Source organism: Paenibacillus sp. KACC 21273 (assembly GCF_028736095.1).
GTDB lineage: Bacteria > Bacillota > Bacilli > Paenibacillales > Paenibacillaceae > Saccharibacillus > Saccharibacillus kyungheensis.
In genome coordinates this window covers 1,587,449-1,609,469 of the sequence record NZ_CP117876.1, presented here as the reverse complement: position 1 = coordinate 1,609,469, position 22,021 = coordinate 1,587,449, and the positions used below count along the sequence as shown (strand labels likewise).

Annotated in this window: 18 protein-coding genes; 1 reads left to right on the top strand and 17 read right to left on the bottom strand. The window is 39.5% G+C overall.

What is annotated here, in order from left to right; translation table 11 throughout:
- Positions 1–2: 2 nt before the first annotated feature.
- The 12 genes from PQ460_RS07380 to lepA form a co-directional block, all read right to left on the bottom strand.
- The gene (locus PQ460_RS07380; protein WP_274172231.1) at positions 3–410 is read right to left on the bottom strand and encodes a hypothetical protein; all 408 of its coding nucleotides are present in this window, start codon (positions 408–410) and stop codon (positions 3–5) included.
- A gap of 269 nt (positions 411–679) precedes the next feature.
- Positions 680–2,050: a class I SAM-dependent rRNA methyltransferase gene (locus tag PQ460_RS07375; RefSeq protein ID WP_274172230.1), complete on the bottom strand. Its 1,371-nt coding sequence runs from the start codon at positions 2,048–2,050 to the stop codon at positions 680–682.
- 46 nt (positions 2,051–2,096) lie between these two features.
- Positions 2,097–2,885 (bottom strand): 16S rRNA (uracil(1498)-N(3))-methyltransferase, encoded by a 789-nt coding sequence (locus PQ460_RS07370; RefSeq protein ID WP_274172229.1) that lies wholly within the window; start codon positions 2,883–2,885, stop codon positions 2,097–2,099.
- Positions 2,886–3,034: 149 nt separating this feature from the next.
- Complete coding sequence (locus PQ460_RS07365) at positions 3,035–3,718, bottom strand: site-2 protease family protein (RefSeq protein WP_273613126.1); 684 nt, start codon at positions 3,716–3,718, stop codon at positions 3,035–3,037.
- Between the two features lie 3 nt (positions 3,719–3,721).
- On the bottom strand, positions 3,722–4,690 hold the full coding sequence (gene prmA, locus PQ460_RS07360) for a 50S ribosomal protein L11 methyltransferase (protein WP_274172228.1): 969 nt from the start codon (positions 4,688–4,690) through the stop codon (positions 3,722–3,724).
- A gap of 152 nt (positions 4,691–4,842) precedes the next feature.
- Positions 4,843–5,964 (bottom strand): molecular chaperone DnaJ, encoded by a 1,122-nt coding sequence (gene dnaJ, locus PQ460_RS07355; protein ID WP_274172227.1) that lies wholly within the window; start codon positions 5,962–5,964, stop codon positions 4,843–4,845.
- A 183-nt stretch (positions 5,965–6,147) separates the two neighbouring features.
- The gene (dnaK, locus tag PQ460_RS07350) at positions 6,148–7,989 is read right to left on the bottom strand and encodes a molecular chaperone DnaK (protein ID WP_274172226.1); all 1,842 of its coding nucleotides are present in this window, start codon (positions 7,987–7,989) and stop codon (positions 6,148–6,150) included.
- 93 nt (positions 7,990–8,082) lie between these two features.
- A complete protein-coding gene (gene grpE / locus PQ460_RS07345; protein ID WP_273613130.1) occupies positions 8,083–8,688 on the bottom strand; it encodes a nucleotide exchange factor GrpE in 606 nt (201 codons plus the stop codon).
- A 64-nt stretch (positions 8,689–8,752) separates the two neighbouring features.
- A complete protein-coding gene (gene hrcA, locus PQ460_RS07340) occupies positions 8,753–9,784 on the bottom strand; it encodes a heat-inducible transcriptional repressor HrcA (protein WP_204823218.1) in 1,032 nt (343 codons plus the stop codon).
- A gap of 187 nt (positions 9,785–9,971) precedes the next feature.
- Entirely contained in the window at positions 9,972–10,442 is a 471-nt protein-coding gene (locus tag PQ460_RS07335; RefSeq protein ID WP_204823217.1) for an N-acetyltransferase, read from the bottom strand.
- A gap of 568 nt (positions 10,443–11,010) precedes the next feature.
- Positions 11,011–12,201, bottom strand: a complete 1,191-nt coding sequence (gene hemW / locus PQ460_RS07330) for a radical SAM family heme chaperone HemW (protein ID WP_274172225.1) — start codon at positions 12,199–12,201, stop codon at positions 11,011–11,013.
- A gap of 403 nt (positions 12,202–12,604) precedes the next feature.
- Positions 12,605–14,419 carry a translation elongation factor 4 gene (lepA, locus tag PQ460_RS07325; protein ID WP_273613132.1) on the bottom strand — a complete coding sequence of 605 codons (1,815 nt, stop codon included), beginning with the start codon at positions 14,417–14,419 and terminating at the stop codon, positions 12,605–12,607.
- Between the two features lie 221 nt (positions 14,420–14,640).
- Here lepA and rpsT point away from each other — a divergent pair, with 221 nt between their 5' ends.
- Entirely contained in the window at positions 14,641–14,913 is a 273-nt protein-coding gene (gene rpsT / locus PQ460_RS07320) for a 30S ribosomal protein S20 (RefSeq protein WP_204823214.1), read from the top strand.
- A 196-nt stretch (positions 14,914–15,109) separates the two neighbouring features.
- On the opposite strand, the gene holA is transcribed toward rpsT, so the two are convergent.
- From holA to PQ460_RS07295, 5 genes are all read right to left on the bottom strand, one after another.
- Positions 15,110–16,129: a DNA polymerase III subunit delta gene (gene holA / locus PQ460_RS07315; RefSeq protein WP_274172224.1), complete on the bottom strand. Its 1,020-nt coding sequence runs from the start codon at positions 16,127–16,129 to the stop codon at positions 15,110–15,112.
- 117 nt (positions 16,130–16,246) lie between these two features.
- Entirely contained in the window at positions 16,247–17,659 is a 1,413-nt protein-coding gene (locus tag PQ460_RS07310; RefSeq protein ID WP_274172223.1) for a hypothetical protein, read from the bottom strand.
- Positions 17,656–18,204 (bottom strand): RNA polymerase sigma factor, encoded by a 549-nt coding sequence (locus tag PQ460_RS07305; protein WP_274172222.1) that lies wholly within the window; start codon positions 18,202–18,204, stop codon positions 17,656–17,658. The genes PQ460_RS07310 and PQ460_RS07305 overlap by 4 nt, the downstream gene beginning before the upstream one ends.
- Positions 18,205–18,518: 314 nt before the next feature.
- A complete protein-coding gene (locus PQ460_RS07300) occupies positions 18,519–21,269 on the bottom strand; it encodes a ComEC/Rec2 family competence protein (protein WP_274172221.1) in 2,751 nt (916 codons plus the stop codon).
- Positions 21,270–21,525: 256 nt separating this feature from the next.
- Entirely contained in the window at positions 21,526–21,999 is a 474-nt protein-coding gene (locus PQ460_RS07295) for a deoxycytidylate deaminase (RefSeq protein ID WP_274172888.1), read from the bottom strand.
- Positions 22,000–22,021: the final 22 nt, after the last annotated feature.

The window sequence follows — 22,021 nt, the reverse complement described above, 5'->3', positions numbered from 1 at the left end:
GACTATTCGGCGTTGCTCTTGTTCGGATGTAGTTCTAACTCATAACGCTGACAGGCAATTTCAAACACATCATCATACGTAAACAGTATAAAATGACGCAGTTCCTTTAGCTCTTGCTTCTGCTGCGCTCGTTCCAAAAGTGGAGACTGACGATATTCCAACCAGTTCGACTTAATGTCCGATTGCCCTGGCGGTAGCTGATCACTATACAAATCGAGTTCTACCATATTAAAGTAGAACACCCCTTCAAAGCGAAGCGTGTACATGACAAAATCGTCTGACTCGCTTTTACTTGCTAGCGCACCATTAAACTCACCTGCTAACGTCACCCTTCTGCGACCCAGCCCATAGTAAAGCTTATCCACATAGATCGCATCACGTCCATACAGATAACCGAGTGGCGTGATCACCGCTTCAATTTCACTTTTTTGCTCTGACAATGCAATCCCTCTTTCATGATCGATTTTATATTTATACATGATCTTTGTGAATATGGATGTTGTACTTAAAATAAATGATTAATTATATATTTCAAAGCATATACAGTCTACTGTTTATTGTACTACAGAGACCCTAGATCAACAGCTAACATGTAAGAGGTAGCTTTAACATTCCAGAATCACGAATAGATTATTCAAGTCATCTAGCAATTTTATAAACACTCTATTAAAATTACGATTTAAAACATTTTACTACGTACTTCAAAGATAGCGAATTTCAAATAATGTCCTTCGTCCACGCCCAAAATTTGCGGGTGATCTTTACCTGCTGCACGCCATTCAATTAGACGTAATACTTTGCCAGCATCTTTAGCTGCATCTTGAATCGTTTCCAAAAATAGATCAGGACGCATATGATAAGAACAACTAGCTGTCACTAGATATCCACCTTCATTGACTAATTTCATGCCGTGTAAATTGATATCTTTGTATCCACGAACAGCACCTGCTACAGCACTTTTCGTTTTGGCAAAAGCAGGTGGATCCAAAATAACTACATCCCAAGAACGTCCACCCGCAGCAGTCATCGGTTTGGATGTATCTTGTTTGCTCTCTGCACTACTACGTAATTGACGCTCATCTAAGCCTTTGGCATTACGGCGCAAATAATCAAAAGCATCATCCACTACAAATTCAACACGATCTTCAAATCCATTTAAGCGTACATTTTCTTTTGCACTTTCGATCGCATGTGCAGAAATATCAAGACAAGTTACTTTTTTAGCTCCATAATGACACGCATGTAGCGTAAAGCTTCCGGTATGTGAAAAGCACTCTAGCACATTTGCTCCATCCCAGTAAGGGAAATCTACAATTTTACCATTGCGATTCACAGGCTTATGCGTTACATGTCCATCTATTTCTACTTCAGCCAATTCGATTCCGCTACGATCACCCCAGCCAAGCATCAAAGGAGCAATCGAAGCACGATTTTCACGCTGATCAAAAAAATATCCTGTTTTCTGACCTTCGACAATATCGACTTCGATCAATAGACCATTTTCGGTAACGGTCACATGACGAGGACATTCTCCGTACAACACACCTGTTACTTCTTCTAATCCTTCTAATTTACGTACAGACACATCGCTACGCTCATAAATACCAAGCGGCTGCATCACTTGTACCAATGCATCAATAATATGTTGACGACAAGCATCCATGCCTAACGTCAATAATTGTACAACCAATACTTCGCCAAACCGATCAACAATCAATCCCGGTAGAAAATCAGCTTCTCCATAGACCAAACGATACGCATTTTCAGTAGGCAAAAAACGATTACGATGTTTAAGACAACGTGTAAATCGCTCTACAAAAAAAGCAGTATCCATTTCTTCTAAAGGTTGGTACGATACAACCCGTACAGTGATCTGCGAAGCAGGATTATAATATCCTGTAGCTAAAAAACGCTTCTGATGAGTCAGTACACTAACCAATTGCCCGGGAATAGGATCTCCTTCAACCGAAGCAATCTCATTTTGAAAAACCCATGGATGAGCTTGTTCTAATCTTTTTTTACGTTTGGGCTGCAATATCACGCTTGCCAATAGTGTTCCACTCCTTTTTTGTTTTCCTGCTAATCATTTATAATCGTTACCCTTTGTTAGCGTTCATTTCGCCAGTTTCATACATAATACATGCCAATGCTGTCATTGCCGCTGTCTCGGTACGCAAGATACGTCGTCCTAGCCCTGTAACGATAGCGCCGCTCGCCTCTGCCGCTTCTACTTCTTGTTCACTAAATCCACCTTCAGGTCCTACGACAATCATCACACGTATCGCTTTGGCTGCAGTCGTTTCTTTGGTTAGCAGTAACGATTCAGCAAAAGGTTGAACAACATCTCGAAGCTGATGCCCATTTTCTTTTTCATAACAAAAACAGATCAAATCATAATCTGCAAACTGCTTCAATAATTGCTTCCACGATACAGGTGAATCGACCTGCGGTACACGACTCCGATGACTTTGTTCTGCGGCTTCTTTAGCTATTTTGCTCCAGCGTTGAATCCGTTTCACTTCTTTACGCTCATCATATTGGACAACAGTACGTTCAGATAAAAACGGCAGAAAAGAAGATGCACCGATTTCTGTACATTTCTGAATAACACTTTCCATTTTATCGGCTTTGGGCAGACTTTGAGCAACTGTCACAAATACGACCGGTTCTCCATGTTGCTCTAATCGTTCTACGATCGACGCAGTCACTACGCCTTCGGCAAGTTCTGTAATTTCAACCAATACATCTAAAGATTGACCGTTACAAGCAATCACTTGATCGCCTATACGGGATCGCATCACTCGACTAATATGACGCGCATCTTCACCAGTAATACGCACTTCTTGCTCGTCAAACTGGTCTGCGGGTACAAAATATCGCTGCATACTTCATCCACTTTCTATGTGCATTTGATAACGTGCTAACTCAAGTTAATATCATACAACTTTTAAAGGGACAGGGCTAGGTGTAATGTATCGTTCACCTGCTTCTGTCCCTTAGATTCAGTTAATTTTTAGTTCGATCTGTACTGCATTTATCCACCAAAAATGATTTTAGCAAAAGTATAAAAACTAGTAGCTAAATAACCTGCAAGATTGTACAAAGGTTGAATCGTAACCTCACGCAATGGCTGTATAAATACAAGTAATAAAAATAATAACATTGCCCATTGCTCTACTTGTTGCAATTTAGCACTAGCACGTCTCGGTAACCAATCACTCAAAATTCTATAACCATCCAAAGGTGGTAAAGGAATTAAATTAAATACGAATAAGAAACAGTTCATAGTTACCATATAATATACAAAAGTACCAATAGCAGCATCAATTCTATTATTCGCAAAAGAACCAATAATACCAAAATAATTTAAAGCATAATAAATAATAATAGTGAAAAGTGCTAAAACTAAATTACTAATAGGACCTACAGCAGAAACTATGATTCCCATTAATCTTGGATTTTTAAAGTTCTCACGAGTCACTGGCACAGGCTTTGCCCAACCAAAACCTGCAATTAGCAATAAAATAAGTCCAAATATATCCATATGAACTGCTGGATTCAAACTCACGCGTCCAAGCAAACGAGCTGTAGGATCACCTAGTTTATTTGCAAAATAAGCATGCGAAAATTCATGTACTGTAAATCCAATAACTATTGCTAAAACATAAAAAGGTAATTCATTTAATCTTACAAATAACAATTCATTCAAAAAATCCATTCCTTACCTCTTTCTCGCAACAAAGGCAATCCAATCTTCATCCCGATGTGCGCCTTCGATAATAAATCCGGCAGCTTCTAGAGCTTCACGAACAACATCTTCTTTATTTTTATAAATGCCTGATGCGATATATACACCATCCGGTGTTAGTGCTTCATATACATCTTCAATAAATAACAAAATAATTTCTGCTAAAATATTAGCAACTACCACTTGCACTGGTAACGTTACATTCAGCTTGGTTGTTGCATCTGCTTTGAGCACAGATAACAGATCACTTTCAAAGACAGTGATCTCTTGTTCCAATCCATTCAAATGCGTGTTTTCTTTGGCACTGGATACAGCTACCGGATCAAGGTCAAGCGCAAGCACGCTTTTAGCTCCTAATTTAATCGCTCCAATCGCCAAGATACCCGATCCTGTACCTACATCAATGACTTCTTCTCCACCTTTAATCACCGTTTCGAGTGTACGTAAGCAAAGAGATGTTGTAGGATGTGTCCCTGTACCAAACGCCATTCCCGGATCTAATTCAATAATCTTTTCGATATCGCTCTCAGGTGTATAATCTTCCCATGTCGGCTTGATCGTTAGACGCTCAGAGACACGAATCGGTTTGAAATATTGTTTCCACGCATTCGCCCAATCTTCTTCGTCAACCGTTTTGAACGACATCTCTGCTGTACCGACTTCAATATCGAATTCATGAAGTTGTGCTATACGTGCACGTACTTCTTCCATCAGAATATTCATATCAGTTTCTTCTGCAAAATAACCTTGTACCACTGCTAATCCTTCAGGAATATCATTAAGCGGAAGTTCGTACCATTGTCCATATGAAGTATCGCGCGGTTTGTTCAATGTACCTGATTCTTCAATCGCTACACCACCAGCTCCAGCTTCATGCAGAAAGTTAGAAATCATTTCTACCGCTTGCTCTGTTGTATGTATAGTTAACTCATGCCATAACATTATTAATTTCCCCCTAATAGTAAAACATACGTACGATTTATTGTACTACATCTGTACGCCCAAATTCAAAATTCTCTTTCATACATCATTAACAACCGAATGAAAAGCCCGGCTCATAAAGAACCGGGCTTTCTACTCAGAGATTCTATGATTTAATCACCGCGGAAAGCACGTTTTACACGATCAAAAAAAGATTGCTCATTTTCATGAGTGTGCTCACCGTTTAGTGCTCCAAATTGACGAAGCAAATCTTTTTGCTCATCACTTAGATTACTTGGAGTTACAACAACCACTTTGATATGTTGATCCCCTTGACCTACGCCACGTAGACGAGGAACACCTTTTCCTTTAAGACGGAAATACGTTCCTGTTTGCGTACCAGCAGGTACTTTAATTTTCACTTTTTCATTCAATGTAGGGACTTCAATCTCATCACCCAAAGCTGCTTGAGCAAATGTGATTGGAATCTCACAATAGATATCATCATCTTCACGCTCGAAGAAATCATGCGGTTTAACGCGGAATACGATATATAGATCACCTGGAGGACCTCCACGTGAACCACCTTCGCCTTCACCGTTAACTCGCATTTGTGCGCCGTCATCTACACCGGCTGGAATACGAACATTGATTTTGCGTTGTTTTTGTACACGACCTGTACCGCCACAAGTACCGCATTTTTCTTCAATAATCGTACCTGATCCACCACAGTTAGAACAACTGCGACGGTTAACCATACGACCGAATGGTGTATTTTGTACAACTTCTTCTTGACCGCTACCATGACAAACAGAACATGTTTTAGGTTGAGTCCCTTTTTTGGCACCTGTTCCGTTACATGTATCACAATTTTCAGTACGGTTAATCGTAATATCGGTTTCTTTACCGAATACCGCTTCTTTAAATTCAATCGTCATCGTATATTGAAGGTCATTACCACGTTGTGGAGCATTAGGATCACGCTGTCTGCCTCCTCCACCAAAGAACATATCGAAGATATCGCCAAATCCTCCTCCACCTGAAGAGAATCCGCCTCCGCCCATGCCCTGGTTAGGATCGATATGACCAAATTGATCATATTGAGAACGTTTAGAAGAATCGCTTAATACGTCATATGCTTCTTTTACTTCTTTAAATTTCGTTTCTGCATCTGCTTCTTTGTTTACGTCTGGATGATATTTACGGGCTAGTCCACGATATGCTTTTTTAATTTCATTATCGGAAGCACTTTTGCCTACACCCAGCACTTCATAATAATCGCGCTTATCTGCCATCGTTCCACCTCGACTCCTTGTAATATAGATATCTTATTTCGCCAAATCTGTATACACTTGATAATCTGTCGCACATTAGCTACACAATATCCAAGTGTATCCTTATAAACAAACGAAAGTCAAAGCACGGGATGCCCCGGCTTTGACCTTCCCACTTCATAAATGTTATTTATGTGGTGCTAATTATTTATCTTTTTTCTCGTCTTCGTCAACCACTTCGTACTCAGCGTCAACAACGTTATCTTTTTGAGTTGTTGTGCCTTCAGCACCTTCTGCTGCTTGACCTTCTTGTGCAGCTTGCTCATACAATTTAACAGCAAGAGCTTGAGCCACTTCACTTAGCGCTTCTGTAGCAGATTTGATTGCTTCTACATCGTCGCCTTCCAAAGCCGTTTTCAATGTTTCTTTAGCTGCATTTGCTTTTTCTACTTCAGCTGCATCTGCTTTTTCGCCAAGATCTTTGATTGTTTTTTCAACAGAGTAGATCAATTGGTCACCACTGTTTTTAACTTCAACCAATTCTTTACGTTGACGATCTTCGTCAGCATGAAGCTCAGCATCTTTCATCATACGTTCCACTTCTTCATCGCTCAAGCCGCTAGAAGATGTAATTGTGATTTTTTGGCTCTTACCTGTACCTTTATCTGTAGCAGATACATTAACAATACCGTTCGCATCGATATCAAAAGTAACTTCGATTTGTGGTACGCCACGAGGAGCAACAGGAATATCACCCAACATGAAACGGCCTAATGTTTTGTTACCTGCTGCCATTTCGCGTTCACCTTGAAGTACATGGATTTCTACGCTTGTTTGGTTATCAGCATATGTGGAATATACTTGTGATTTACTTGTAGGGATCGTTGTATTACGCTCGATCATTTTAGTAAATACGCCACCTGCTGTTTCAATACCAAGAGACAATGGAGTTACGTCAAGCAAGACAACGTCTTTAACATCACCAGTCAAGACACCTGCTTGTACAGCAGCACCCAATGCTACAACTTCATCAGGGTTAACACCTTTGTGAGGGTCTTTACCTGTTAATTTTTTGATTGCTTCTTGTACTGCTGGAATACGTGTAGATCCACCAACCAATACAATTTTGTCGATTTCGCTAGCGCTTAGACCAGAGTCTTTGATCGCTTGACGAGTAGGTCCAAGTGTACGCTCAACCAATGGAGCAGCCAATTCTTCGAATTTAGCACGAGTTAAGTTTACTTCCAAATGCTGAGGTACGCCATCTACAACAGTGATAAACGGAAGAGAAATCGTCGTTGTTAATACACCGGACAATTCTTTTTTCGCTTTTTCAGCTGCATCTTTAAGACGTTGTACTGCTGCTTTATCTTTACTCAAGTCCAAGCCTTGATCTTTTTTGAATTCACTTACCAAATAATCGATAACCACTTGGTCAAAGTCATCACCACCAAGGTGATTGTCACCACTGGTTGCTTTTACTTCAAAGAATCCGTCGCCTAGTTCAAGGATTGATACGTCAAACGTACCACCACCAAGGTCATATACAAGGATCGTTTGATCTTCTGATTTTTCCAAACCGTATGCAAGCGCTGCTGCTGTAGGTTCGTTGACAATACGTAGTACTTCAAGACCTGCAATTTTACCAGCATCTTTTGTTGCTTGACGTTGACTATCGTTGAAGTAAGCAGGAACAGTGATAACTGCTTGAGTTACCGTTTGACCCAAGTAAGCTTCTGCATCTGATTTTAATTTTTGCAAAATCATAGCTGAAATTTCTTGTGGGCTGTAGCTCTTATCATCGATAGATTCTTTGTGATCTGTACCCATATGACGTTTGATTGAGCTAATTGTACGGTCAGGGTTAGTGATCGATTGACGTTTTGCTGTTTCACCAACAATACGCTCACCGTCTTTTTTGAAACCTACAACAGAAGGAGTTGTACGTGCACCCTCTGGATTTGGGATAACGACAGCTTCGCCGCCTTCCATTACTGCTACACATGAATTTGTTGTACCTAAGTCAATACCAATTACTTTACTCATCGTAAAACTTCCTCCTAGCATCTATTTAATATATTTTTAAAAGTTGTTGTAATCATACATTCAGCAATAATACATCTTAAAGAAAAAGTTGTATTAGCTACTTACTTTAACCATTGCCGGGCGAAGTACTTTATCTTTCAGTACATAACCTTTTTGCAATTCTTCAACAACGATACCTTCTTCATGCTCATCAGACTCGACTTGCATCACAGCCTGGTGAAGTTCAGGGTTGAATGGTTGCCCTACAGCGTCCATTTGTGTCAAGCCTGCTCCTTTAAGCACTTCGTCCAACTGACGGAAGATCATATCAATACCTTTGTTAAATGATTCTAGTTCAGGGCTTTCCGGCTTAGTCGCCATAGCGCGTCCAAAGTTATCAACAACCGGAATCAACTCGGTAATCAATTGCTCGGAAGCATATTTCGCCAAGTTTTCTTTTTCCTTTTGTGTACGACGACGGAAATTATCAAAATCCGCTTGAGCACGTAGAACACGTTGTGTCTGCTCTTCTAGTTGTGCCTGTACACGTTCTAATTCAGCTTTGGATACCATTTCATCAGATCCAGTATCAGCTGTTGTAGAACCTTCTGTTGCTTCAGGAGCAGGTACTTCGCTCTCTACAGCTTCAGTTTCTGTATGATTAACCGGGATTTCTTGCTCCGATTGATTATTTTCTTGAAAGGATTGCTCTTTATTCAAGATTGTTCACCTCCTTAAAATATGTTAATAACAGATTGTTATATTTATATTGAAATAGTATCTACTAGCGATACCAATGATTCAAAATTTTAGTCATATCACGAGACAAAACATTTAGAATACCGATTACTTTAGCATATTCCATTCGTGTAGGTCCCAATATACCAATCGTTCCTAACGATTCGCCGTTCACTTCATAAGTGGCTGTAATTAGACTACAATTTTCAAAAGCCTCATGTCTATTCTCTGTACCTATACGTACTTGAATACCATTTGGTGCCGAAGCTTCGGTAATTATTTTGGATAGTGTTGGAGTTTCTTCGAGTAGATCGAGAATACTTTTCACTTTATCCATATCTTTAAATTCCGGTTGAATCAGCATGTTGGTAGCACCGCTCAAAAAAATCTTCTGTTCTTGATCCTGATCAAAAGCAGCATTGAGTGTACTCATCACTTCTTCATAATGATTCATATGGCGCTGCATCTCTTCTCCAATTTCTGAAAAGATACGTGATTTTAATTTATACAGAGGAACGCCGATCAATTTGCTATTGAGTAAATTGACTACTTGTTCCAATTCAGAAACAGCGACACCTTCTGGAATACGAATTTTACGGTTTTCTACTTGTCCGGTATTCGTCACTATAATCGCTAGCGCTGTCTGGTCATCCAGTGAGATTAACTGAAAATGACGTAATGATGTATTAAACACTTCAGGCCCTAATAGAATCGAAGTATAGTTTGTCATATGCGACAAAACCATAGCAGCATGCTGTATAACCTGCTCTGCGGCTGTTAATTTCTCTGTAAAAAATTGTTTGAGTTCTTTTACATCTGAAGCGCCGATCGGTTGAAAAGGAGTCAGATGATCCACATAATAACGATATCCTTTATGAGAAGGAATACGTCCAGCTGAAGTATGCGGCTGTTCTAGAAAACCTAACTCTTCTAGATCCGCCATTTCATTCCGAATCGTAGCCGGGCTGTATTGCACATCGCCACGTTTGGATATACTGCGGGACCCGACAGGCTCTGCCGAACGAATATAATCATCCACGATCGCATTTAGAATCATCTTTTGACGCTCGGTTAACATGTAGTTCCCTCCTTCTAATCATATCCAGTTTGATCTTGAATTTGATGTAACACTTTTGCTTATCGTTAGCACTCAATCAACATGAGTGCTAACGACTAATACAAAAATACCAAACTGACTCGATTATTGTCAAGTTAGTTTGGCTGTTTTTTAATATATATTTGATTATATGGCTATACTTTTTGATTTATACAGCAATAACTTTCAAAACAGCGATTTCATCACAACAATGTTGTTTGGGGCAGTGAACGCAATCTGTCCATACTTTTTCAGGAAAAATGCTAGTATCGACAACTTCAAATCCATTCTTTTTGAAAAAAGAAACTTCATACGTCAAAGCCATGACTTTAGGAAGTTTTCTAGCAGCAGCATGTTCTAGTAGTGTATCTACTAACTTAGAACCTATGCCCTGCCCTTTATGACCATCTGAAATGCCCAAAGAACGGATTTCAACAAGGTCTTTGCCTAATTGACAAAGTGATCCACAACCGACCAACTCGTTATCAATCTCAGCGACAACAAAATGTTTCAATTGACGTTGCAACGCCTCACGAGAACGGGGAAGCATAATCCCTTGCTCGGCATAACCTGCAATCATTTGATACAGTGGTTCGACATCTTCCAGTACTGCTGCTCTACAAGTCACTACGGCAGGCATTTTGCTTTCCTCCTCATAAGGTGATGCGGATCTATTGAGACTATTTAATCATTTGATCTAATCCGTATACCATTTATGTTTGTATTTTTAATTTGAAATGTTTATTTAAAAATCGCTTTTTATTTAATAGATCATTGGAATTGTAAACTGTCCTCATATACTTCAATATTGAATCTTATAAGTGAATACGTATAAATATACATTAAGATAAATGATATTTCAATAGATTTTCAGAAGAAATTTATATTATTTTTATCGGATAATGACATTGCTTTTGATTATAGTTTTTTTGATTTACGATAAAAATTTTAGCTTTACATTCATATTCTCTATATTAATGAGCTGATCTATCGGTATTTTCTGTTGATGCTTGTTTATATATAGATCACTTTTATGTTATACGCTTTAGATTGCACGATATATTAGTTACCATTTAACCAAATTCGCATTAATTATTCATGTAATTGCATAATTTCGTTTTTATTTAGCTGTTTATTATCGATTTTTATGTAAAATACAAATAAAAAACCTGAAGAAGTACTCTTCAGGTTTTTACTATATCGTTATATTATTGAGCAGTTTCTGCTTCGTGTACCAGACTGCCTACAAATTCTCCAAAAACATCGTTACCGAATAATAGCCCTTTTTCGCTTAATTTATAACCTGCTGTTGTCGGTTCAATTAAAGCTAACCGTAATAATTTTTCGATTTGCGGACGGAAAATATCATCTAACTGTGCTCCATCAAATTGACGTACAAAGCGTTCTTTGGATACTCCATCTAACAAGCGCAAGCCTACCATCATAAAGTCTTCCATTGCTTCTTCGCGATCTACTTCAAACTGTTCTAATCGCGGTAAGCCTTTCATTGCGGCTTCGTTGTAAGGATTTACACCTTTGATATTCATATGACGCTTCCCGCCAACATACCCGTGCGCTCCTGCGCCAAGCCCATAATAATCTTCATTATGCCAGTAAGTGGTATTATGACGACTGCTATAGCCCGGTTTGGCAAAATTACTGATCTCGTACTGCTCGTAACCTGCTTTTTTCATGCGTTCCATCAGAAGAAGGTACATATTCAATTCATCATCTTCATCTGGTAACGGAAGTTGATTTTTTTGGAACATTGTATGGAATAGTGTATTTTCTTCAACTTTCAAGCTATAAATCGAATAATGAGGCAAATCTAACTCTAACGCACGATCAATACTGTATGACAGCATATCTAAAGTCTGATTCGGTAAGCCAAACATCAAATCAATCGATAAGTTATTTAAACCTACTTTACGTGCATTTTCCAGACTACGATATACGTCATCAATATTATGAATACGCCCAATCCCTGTTAATAGCTCATTTTGAAATGCTTGTACGCCAAAACTTACACGATTGACTCCGCCAGCTTTCATAATTGCCATTTTTTCCAGATCGGTTGTACCCGGATTCGCTTCCATTGTAAATTCGATATTTTCAGACCAATTTGGAAAATGTTTGCGAATACTTTGTAAAAAGTATTCCATTTCGTCGTTTTTGAGAACAGTTGGTGTACCTCCACCAACAAAAATCGTATCAATAACCCCAGGTGGAGTCTGTTGTACTGTATATTCCATCTCACGTTCCAATGCCCGTAAATAATCCATTACTGGCTGATCTTTGAGAACATAAGAATTAAAGTCGCAGTAAAAGCACTTATTGGTGCAAAAAGGAATGTGCATATAGATCGCACGGGGCGCGTCGCTGTGTACATTGCTATTCATGACTCTTTTTCCTCCCCGTTTGTGGATAGTAGTGTTGCTAATGCGTTTCATAGTGACAAGCACTTATACTGGCATGTGCTGATAGAAAGATATTTTGTTTTACAAAAATCACTTTGGATTGAACTTGATCGCACTTATACTGCTAAGTGCTAGGACAAAAGGGAAAGCCTTGCGGCTCTCCCCGAATGATCCTAGTATTGCGATTATCGTAGTACAAGATTAGAAGGAGTGCTTATGGTGCCAAGCGCTAATCGTAAGATATTTTGCTTTGCAAAAATCATTATTGGATTGGACTAGAAGAAGTCGCGCTTATGGTGCCAAGCGCTAAACGTAAGATATTTTGCTCTGCAAAAATCATTGTTGGATTGGACTAGAAGAAGTCGCGCTTATGGTGCCAAGCGCTTTAATCATCGATTTTTAGTACTGCCATAAATGCTTCTTGAGGCACTTCGACATTACCGACTTGTTTCATCCGTTTTTTACCTTCTTTTTGCTTGTCTAGCAATTTACGTTTACGAGAAATGTCACCGCCATAACATTTAGCCAATACGTTTTTACGCATCGCTTTAACCGTTTCGCGGGCAACAACTTTGGTTCCGACAGATGCTTGGATAGGAATCTCAAACATTTGACGCGGAATCAATTCACGTAATTTTTCACAAATAATCCGTCCGCGATGATATGCACGTTCGCGGTGAACGATAAAGGATAGTGCATCGACTTGTTCGCCGTTAAGCAAAATATCCATTTTCGCCAGATTCGATTTGCGGTATCCAGACACTTCATAATCAAATGAAGCATACCCTTTGGTACTGGATTTCAATTGGTCAAAGAAGTCATAAACGATCTCAGACAATGGCACTTGATACGTAATCGTTACACGAGTGGTATCCAGATATTCCATGTTGATAAATTCGCCACGCTTATTCTGACACAATTCCATAACTGTACCTACATAATCGTTCGGTACGATAATAGATGCTTTGACATAAGGCTCTTCTACATATTCGATCTTGCCCACTTCTGGATAGTTCGAAGGGTTGTCGATCGTCATGACGTCGCCGTTAGTCAATGTTACTTTGTAAATAACACTTGGAGCGGTTGTAATCAAAGGAATATTGAACTCACGCTCAATACGCTCTTGAATAACATCCATATGAAGCAGTCCTAAGAATCCGCAACGGAAACCAAAGCCAAGTGCACTTGAAGATTCAGGCTCAAAGCTGAGCGAGGCATCATTCAATTGCAATTTTTCTAAAGCTTCACGGAGATCGATATAATCGGAAGATTCGATAGGATACAGTCCGCAATATACCATTGGATTGATTTTACGATAACCTGGTAAAGGTTCTGGTGTTGGATTCTTAGCATCAGTGACCGTATCACCGACACTGGTATCGCCAACGGTTTTGATGCCCGCTACAATAAATCCTACATCCCCTACGTTCAATTCATCGACAATCGCCATCCGTGGCATAAATGCCCCTACTTCAATAACTTCAAATTCTTTACCTGTTGCCATCATTTTAATTTTGGAACCGGATTTGATTTTGCCATCAATAACACGAATATAGACAATAACGCCTTTATACGGATCATAATGAGAATCAAAAATCAATGCTTTAAGCGGCTTATTCGGATCGCCTGTAGGTGCAGGTACTTTTTGTACCACTTGCTCCAAGATTTCCTTAATACCGATTCCTGCTTTGGCAGAAGCCAGTACAGCGTCGCTTGCATCCAGTCCAATAACATCTTCGACTTCTTGCTTCACCCGTTCAGGATCAGCACTTGGAAGATCGATTTTGTTGATGACTGGCAAAATTTCTAGATTGTTATCTAACGCCAAATAAACGTTAGCTAACGTCTGAGCTTCGATACCTTGCGCCGCATCAACGACAAGCAAAGCGCCTTCACAGGCTGCTAGACTACGAGATACTTCATACGTAAAGTCGACGTGTCCCGGTGTATCAATCAGATTCAGCAGATATTCCACACCATCATCTGCTTTGTACACAAGACGAACGGCTTGTAATTTGATCGTGATTCCACGTTCACGTTCCAAGTCCATTTGATCGAGTACTTGTGCTTGCATCTCACGCGAAGTGAGCGCGCCTGTATATTCCAAAATACGGTCAGCCAAAGTGGATTTACCGTGGTCTATATGCGCAATGATTGAAAAATTACGAATTTTTTGTTGTCTTACTGACATATCAGTCATGCCTTACCCCCAACACAAGCCTGAAATATACTGCTGATTATTGAAAAAAATCAACAATCCCATTAATCCGTTTATTATAGCAGTTGAGCGATTTTACAGCAATCCCACATCTGAAATATCATTGCTTATAGTCAATAATGGTATTGCATTTGCCTAGGGTACATGATAGAATATTTAAAGTTGTGAAGAATACGTATATGCTCTACAGGAGGTGAATGTAATTGCCTAACATTAAATCCGCGGTGAAACGTGTAAAAACTAGTGAAAAACGTCGTGCGTTGAACGCTTCTCAGAAGTCTGCTCTTCGTACAACAGTTAAAGCTGCTGATACTGCACTTGTGAATACTGATGTAGAAGCTGCAAAAGCTGCTGTAATCGCTGCTTCCAAGAAGCTTGATAAAGCTGCTACTAAAGGTCTTGTCCACAAAAATGCGGCTGCTCGCAAAAAATCCCGTTTGGCTAAAAAACTAAACGCGATTTCTAGCCAAGGCTAAATTTCGTGCAACAGATGATTGAATGTATTCATCATCTGCATATGATAAACCCCTGCTTCGGCCATTCCGAACAGGGGTTTATTTTGTTGCTTTGAAGTCACAAAAAAAGGCTTACCCACAGATAATAGATTGCGGGTAAGCCTTTTTTATTTATTTTGGTATATATTATTTTTATACATTGCTTATGCCACGCATCTCAAGCTCCCAAACGTAACAAAAACATTTCCAGCCCCAATACTTTATCGATAGCTCCTGTTTTCATCTGATAATCCAGTCTGGCTAGATGTGCCAAAATCGAGCGTAATTTCTGACTATCGAATTTGCGAGCTTGTTCACCGGCTAACTTCACTACATACGGATGCAGACTTAATTGAGAAGCCATCTGCTGTTGCGAATAATTCTGACCTGCTAATTCTTTAACTTGCAACATAATTCGGAATTGACGAGCAATCAGAGCAGCAATTTTAATCGGCTCTTCACGTTGTTTTAGCAAATCATAGAAAATAGTCAAAGCTTGCTCTAAGCGAACAGCAGCAATCTGCTCGACTAATGCAAATACATTTTGCTCTGTACTGCGTGCAACAAGGTGATGTACATCTTCGACTGTGATTGTACCGCCTTTGCCTGCGTGTAGACACAGCTTATCCATCTCTGCCGCTAAAATACCCAATCCTGTCCCTGCAGACTGTACAAGTGCCTCTGCGGCGGTTGTAGAACATTCGCATTCTAACTTTTTAGCATGACGGATCAGCCATTGTAACAATTCGTCTGCACCCATTGGTTGGAACGGTAAAAGGCAAGCTGATGATGATTTGAGCGCTTTGACTATTTTTTTACGCTCATCTAACTTTTCACCCTGTACCCAGAAAATAATAATACTGTAATCAGCAGGATGTTCCATATATTTAAGTAACGAATCGATACGATGTTCGATTTTGGTATCTTTGCCTGCTGTCAGCACAGAAGAATCTTTCACAATCATTAATTTGCGCGGCACCATAAAAGGAATCTCTTCAGCTTCTTCAATTACCGTTTCCAGCGGTGTCTCTGCAAGATCGTACTGAGCCAAAGCAAAGTCTTTATGTTCAGGTTCAATCAGTTGAGCTGTCGCAAAATCAATAAATTCACGAATACGATATTTTTCATTGCCATAGCATACATAAATAGCGGCTGGCTGATTATTTTTGATATCTTTACTTGCTGTTTTTAAGTCCATACTCCGTCCCCCCAAGTTCGTCCTTTTTATTTTAACGGAAAAAGGAACATACGACAAAGAACTTTCCAAAATACTCGGAAAGTTCTTTGTTTACACTTGTTATCACGTACATCGATATTACTGAAGTCCGGCTGTAGAAAGTTTATACCATTTGGTTTTGCCTTCTTTAGCTACTTGATAATTAAATGTTTTGCCATCTTTGGTCCATTGACCATTTAACCACGTACCATCAATCGTAGCTGTAGCCACGACTGTACGACCATTAATATTGTTTTTGGATAAGCTATCGAGTCGCAACGTATTCGATGTGGTTAACACCACTGCAAATGATGAACTCGGAGATACCCACTCTTGTTCTTGCTGTATCGTATTCGTACTAAATGAACGAACTTTGCTATCATCTTTGGCTTTAGAATCAGCTTCCGGTGCTAGACTATACGTTTTAGGTTTAGCATCATTATTGGATGCCTCAGGCGTAGTGCTAGAAGCATTGTCTTTAGATGCTGAACTATCTTTGGATGAACTATCATCTGTACTTGCTTTTGGTGCTACTGGAGATGATGATTCATCGTTATTTGCAGTACTTGGGGTAGTGCTGTCTGTGGCCGATTTAGAACTATTGGAAGAACTGCTATCTGCTGTTCCTTCATCTGTCCCTGTTGCAGGAGATGATTCGCTCGTACCACTACTATCTGTTTCTGGTGCGATTTGTTGCTCTCTCATCAACTGATCTTCATTGTTGCTTGTACCATTGCCTGAACTCGGCGGACTTGATTCTGGTGCAGTCTGGGAACTTGCTGGCGGATTGCCTCCCTTGTTGCCTGAAGAAGGAGTGCTTTCCTGGCTAGTGCCTGTACCTGTATCAGGAGTCGATTTATCCGGCGTTGTTGGTTGTTGATCTAATGTTCCACTTCCACTGTCAGGTGTTACTTTTTGTGATTCTTCAGACTGTGGTTGTGTGTTCGTTTCAGGTGAAGTTGTTGATTCAGGCGTATTGGTTGCAGGTGCTTGTAAGGTAGCATCTTGTTCAGCTTTCGATTTCGCTGCGCCTGTTTCTTGATCTTTGGTCTGTTGCTCCATACTTATCGCAGACGGTGCTTGTCCTGCATCTGAAAGTGTTTTGGGTTCATAAGTTGCAATCGAAACTCCAAGAATAACACCAGCAGCAACCAGTCCACCAATCGTTCGTACTGGCAAGCGATCTCGCCATGAACTGCGCTGTCTACGACGTTCTGTAAATTCATCTTGTTTCTCATGTTGGGGTTCCATAATGCCAATATCAGAAGCAATCTCAGCACGACGTTCGGCATCGATATCATCTAAAGTAGGTAATATAGAATCGACTAGACTAAATTTGGGTTTGACATCAGGTAATTTTTCAAGCTGTAAAGATAAAGCGCTCATTATTCGAAATGTATCCGCATCATCAGGATTATTATCGATATGGCGGAACAGGATATCAGCATCTTCCTCGCTTAGATCACCGTCCAAATAGCGGTTCATCCATTCTTCCGCTACTTCACGTTTCATCCAGTCACTCCTCCTTTCTCATAATCTGCAAGCAGACTCTGTAATTGTTGACGGGCACGAAACAAATACGATTTCACAGTATTCAATGGCAAATCAAGACAATCTGCTATTTCGTTATAGGATAAATCTTGAATATAACGGAGTACAATAACGGTTCGGTGATGCTCCGGTAATTGATTGATCGCTTCACGTACATCTTCTGATGTATAAGCACGCATAACATCGTGTTCTACATTATCGCGACCTTCAAAAACCATCTCATGCTCATCAATCGAGACCGTAGGCTTGCTACGTCTAAATTTATCAATACATACATTTGTTACGATTCGTTGTACCCATGTTTTGAATTGTGCTTTTTCTTCATAGGAACCGATTTTGATATAAATACGGATCAAAGCTTCCTGAGCCGCGTCTAGAGCATCTTGTTCATTATTTAAAATGTAATATGCCGTTTTGTAGACATGATGTTCTATCTCTCTTAATAGGGTGATTAGAGCATCCCGGTCTCCCGCTTGGGCGGCCTTGATGAGTCCCTGCTCCACCACGGAGGATCCCCCTCTCCTTACAACTATTCAGACGCAATCTATTGCCTAATAGTTGCAGTTATTTTCAAATTAATTTTAATGTTTTGATTCATTTGAATAATTAGTGGTCTACGCGCTTTATCTTGCATTGCTGGAAGATGTGAACTCTGTTGTTATAAAGACTTACCCTATGTAGGATTCATCCGAATCGAATGCAAAGATGTAAACGGTTCAAGACTGTATTTAGAATAACAGAAACACTTGTATTCGTCATCCCGACAGCGGAGATGAATACAAATACAAGTGTATACATTAGCTTATCTACAATACAAGTATTATGGTAAAGGATACATGACCCGCTGTAACATTTCTCCATCTGGATGTACTTGAATCTGTATTTCTCCTTGAAGATCGGTTCGAGCGACTTCTGAATCTACCTGTTCTATTCGCTCTAATACTTCTTCTGTAGGATGACCATATGTATTGGTAGCTCCTACAGAAATAACAGATACAGCAGGTTGCCAGTACTGTAGCCATTCACTGGAAGAAGATGTTTTGCTACCATGATGACCAATTTTGAGTACATCGATAGGAAAATTACACTCTGCTAATGATGCTGTAAAAACAGAATTATTTTTAAAAGTAGAAGATTGTTGAAGCTGATATAAAATCCCTTGTTCTTCTGCTTGATCTGCATCTCCTGTAAACAAAAAATGACGTTCATTCATCGTAAGTAAAAAAACGATAGAATAATGATTTTGATTTTCTTCGCGTGGTAATCCTTTGGTATAGGTAGAGATTACATTCCTTTGATTCGGCGTTTCTGGAGCTAAAAAGGTTAACGTTGTCTGATCATCTATCTGTAATTCACTACCCGGTGTAGGTGTAATCAAAGGAATCTGTTGATCCAGTATAGTCTTCATTAAAGGATTGAGACTATCTCCATCTGGCAACGTACCATTAAAAATAAAATGATGTACAGGAATTTGTTCGATAACAGCTGGTAACCCTCCTGCATGATCATGATCCCCATGAGTTAAAAGTACAGCATCTAAATGATGTATCCCTCGCTTTTTCAATAATGGCACAAGTAACTTGTTGCCGATCTCGTATGGATTTTTTCGTTTTCTCCATTCTTGTCCAAGACGTTCAAATGTCATCGTTCCGCCACCATCTACTAGTATCTGTTTTCCTTGTGGCGTAGTAATCAAAATGCTATCTCCTTGTCCGACATCTAAATACTGGACTGTTCCTGCTCCTGAAGTGACAGGTTGAGTATATCCATACACAAGTAAACCCATCATGACTAAGCCACTTGCACAACAAGCTATATACCTACGCTTCATCCATGGAGATATATAAGCAATAGCATGCCAGCTAGATTGTATTTTATGGATAAGCGAGAAAAAAGATTGCGTATGATGACTACTATAATTATTAAAATGATTTGCTACAAAAAGACGTTGATCTAACGGCTGAGTGTAAGTCTCTTGCTGATTAGTGGTATCACCATTTGTCAAAGAAAGATGCACAGATTGTTCGCGAAATTGCCACTGCATTATATGTTGTAGACAACGCAAACCTGTATACAGCATTACATAATATAACAAGATCCATAGGATAGATGGTGAATACCAGATTGTTAACATTCCGGGTACGATATCGATCCAATCTACCAGATGAAATGTCCATGTATTAATCCATGAGATCACATTGCCTAAGCTATTCGCTACTGGCAACCACAGATAACTAAGAGCAAGTACAAGCGACCCAGCAGGCAATACAATCAAACTTACAATTGGAACAAGAATAAAATTAGCAACCGATGATAAAATCGAAAACTGATTAAAATAATAAATCGTTAAAGGAAACGAAATTATCTGAGCTACCCATGTTACTGCTAACGCTCCTGCCCATTTGGGTGGTAACTTCTGAAGTAACGGTTGAACTAACGGCACAAAAATAACCAATCCAGCAGTGACGATAAAAGATAATTGAAAACTAACATTCAGTAAATAATAAGGTTCATATAACAACATTCCTATACAAGCAGCACATAATATATGTAATCCATCTTTGAGTATTCCCCGACTAAGCGCATATAGACCGATTATTCCCATTATTCCTGCACGAACCGCTGAAGGAGAAGCACCTGTTAATAACACATAAATAGGCAGTAACACTATGACAATTAAGCAAGCCCGTTCTTTGGTAATCTTCATCTGACGCAATAACCACAACAAAATCGCTGTATAAATCGCTACATGTAGACCGGATATAGCAAGAATATGAGTTAATCCTTGTCTGGAAAAAGAAGCAAATGTCTCAGGATCAAGATCACCGGAATCGCCTATCAATAACCCTTTCATATATCCACGATCATGATCATCAAATAGCATATCAATTCGCGCTCCCAAATTAGCTCGAACTTGATCGTTATAACGTAGTAATTCCCATTTCCACATCGTTATTTGAGATAAAGGTACAGTTGTCTGTGCTAGCGATGTTGCTCCTTTGGCGCTAATAATCCAGTGTACATATTGAGTACGTAGATAATCACGATAATCAAATGTATTAAAATTACGAGCTTCTCCAGGCACTTTCCATATCCCTTGAATCTTTATATGGTCTCCACGTTGCCATGAAGCTGCTGTCTGTAATTCTGCTTCAGTTGCTAATTTCAGTTGAATTCTTACCTTTTCTGGTGTAGTAAGTGACTGATCTTCTTGGAATTGATATATATTCATAAAAAAAGTAACCAAATCCCCATCGACTTTGATCGGACTGGCAATTATCCCTTTACCTTGCACCGGCTGATCGATCATCTGCGACTCTTGAAGTTGAAGTGTAGCTGGAATATCACTAGTATTACGTACTTCATTCCAGTGCCAGTAGATTGATGCAATCAATATTACAGAGCCAAGTATAAGTATAGAACGTTGAATCTGCGGAATTATCAGATACGCTGAAAATAAAATCAAACTTAGTCCGCTCAATACCCACCAGATATATTCGCTTGTTAGACAAGCGATCATGCTTCCTCCAACCCATACCACGCATAAAGCAACCAGTGGACGTGTTTGCAATACTTCTCTCTCCGTTCTTATTTGTTTTTCAAAAAAGAAATCAATCGTTCTATATGATTATGATGTTATCAACAGGCATTCTATTTTTGAGAATGGCTATTCTATGGTTTATATCCATCTTGCCCTCTACGCAAAAAAAGAACCATTACCTTACTAAGCCACATCCATCTTCTACAGATGTTGTGTACTTACAAGATAATGGTTCTTCCATATATCGTTCCCTACTTTGCGATGAGGGCAGATGAATCGTATGAGATTAGCTGATTACTGTGGTGTCAGGTGGTGGATTGTAATGATCCAACTGACGGAAAATAATACCTTTTTGCTTCATCATAGCTGTAACTTTGCGCGTATCTTTAGGATAAGGACGATAATACACGATCTCAACAATACCACTATTGGCTAACATATTTGCACATGTCCAACAAGGCTCATCAGTAACATATACGACCGAACCTTCGCGGTCAGCCCGATCGGTAAAAAGGAGTAAATTCTGTTCAGCATGAATCGTACGGATACAACGTTGCTTTTTGACCATTGTTTCCACACCATCTACTTTGACCAGTTCTACTTCTTCTGAGATCATACAACCATCTTCAGAACAATCCGGTACACCCATCGGTGCTCCATTATAAGCGGTACCGAGTAATTTTTTCCCTTGTACCAGTACTGAACCAACATGGCGACGTGGACATCGTGAACGTGTCGAGACCATATGAGCAATATCCATAAAATACGTATCCCAATCTTTA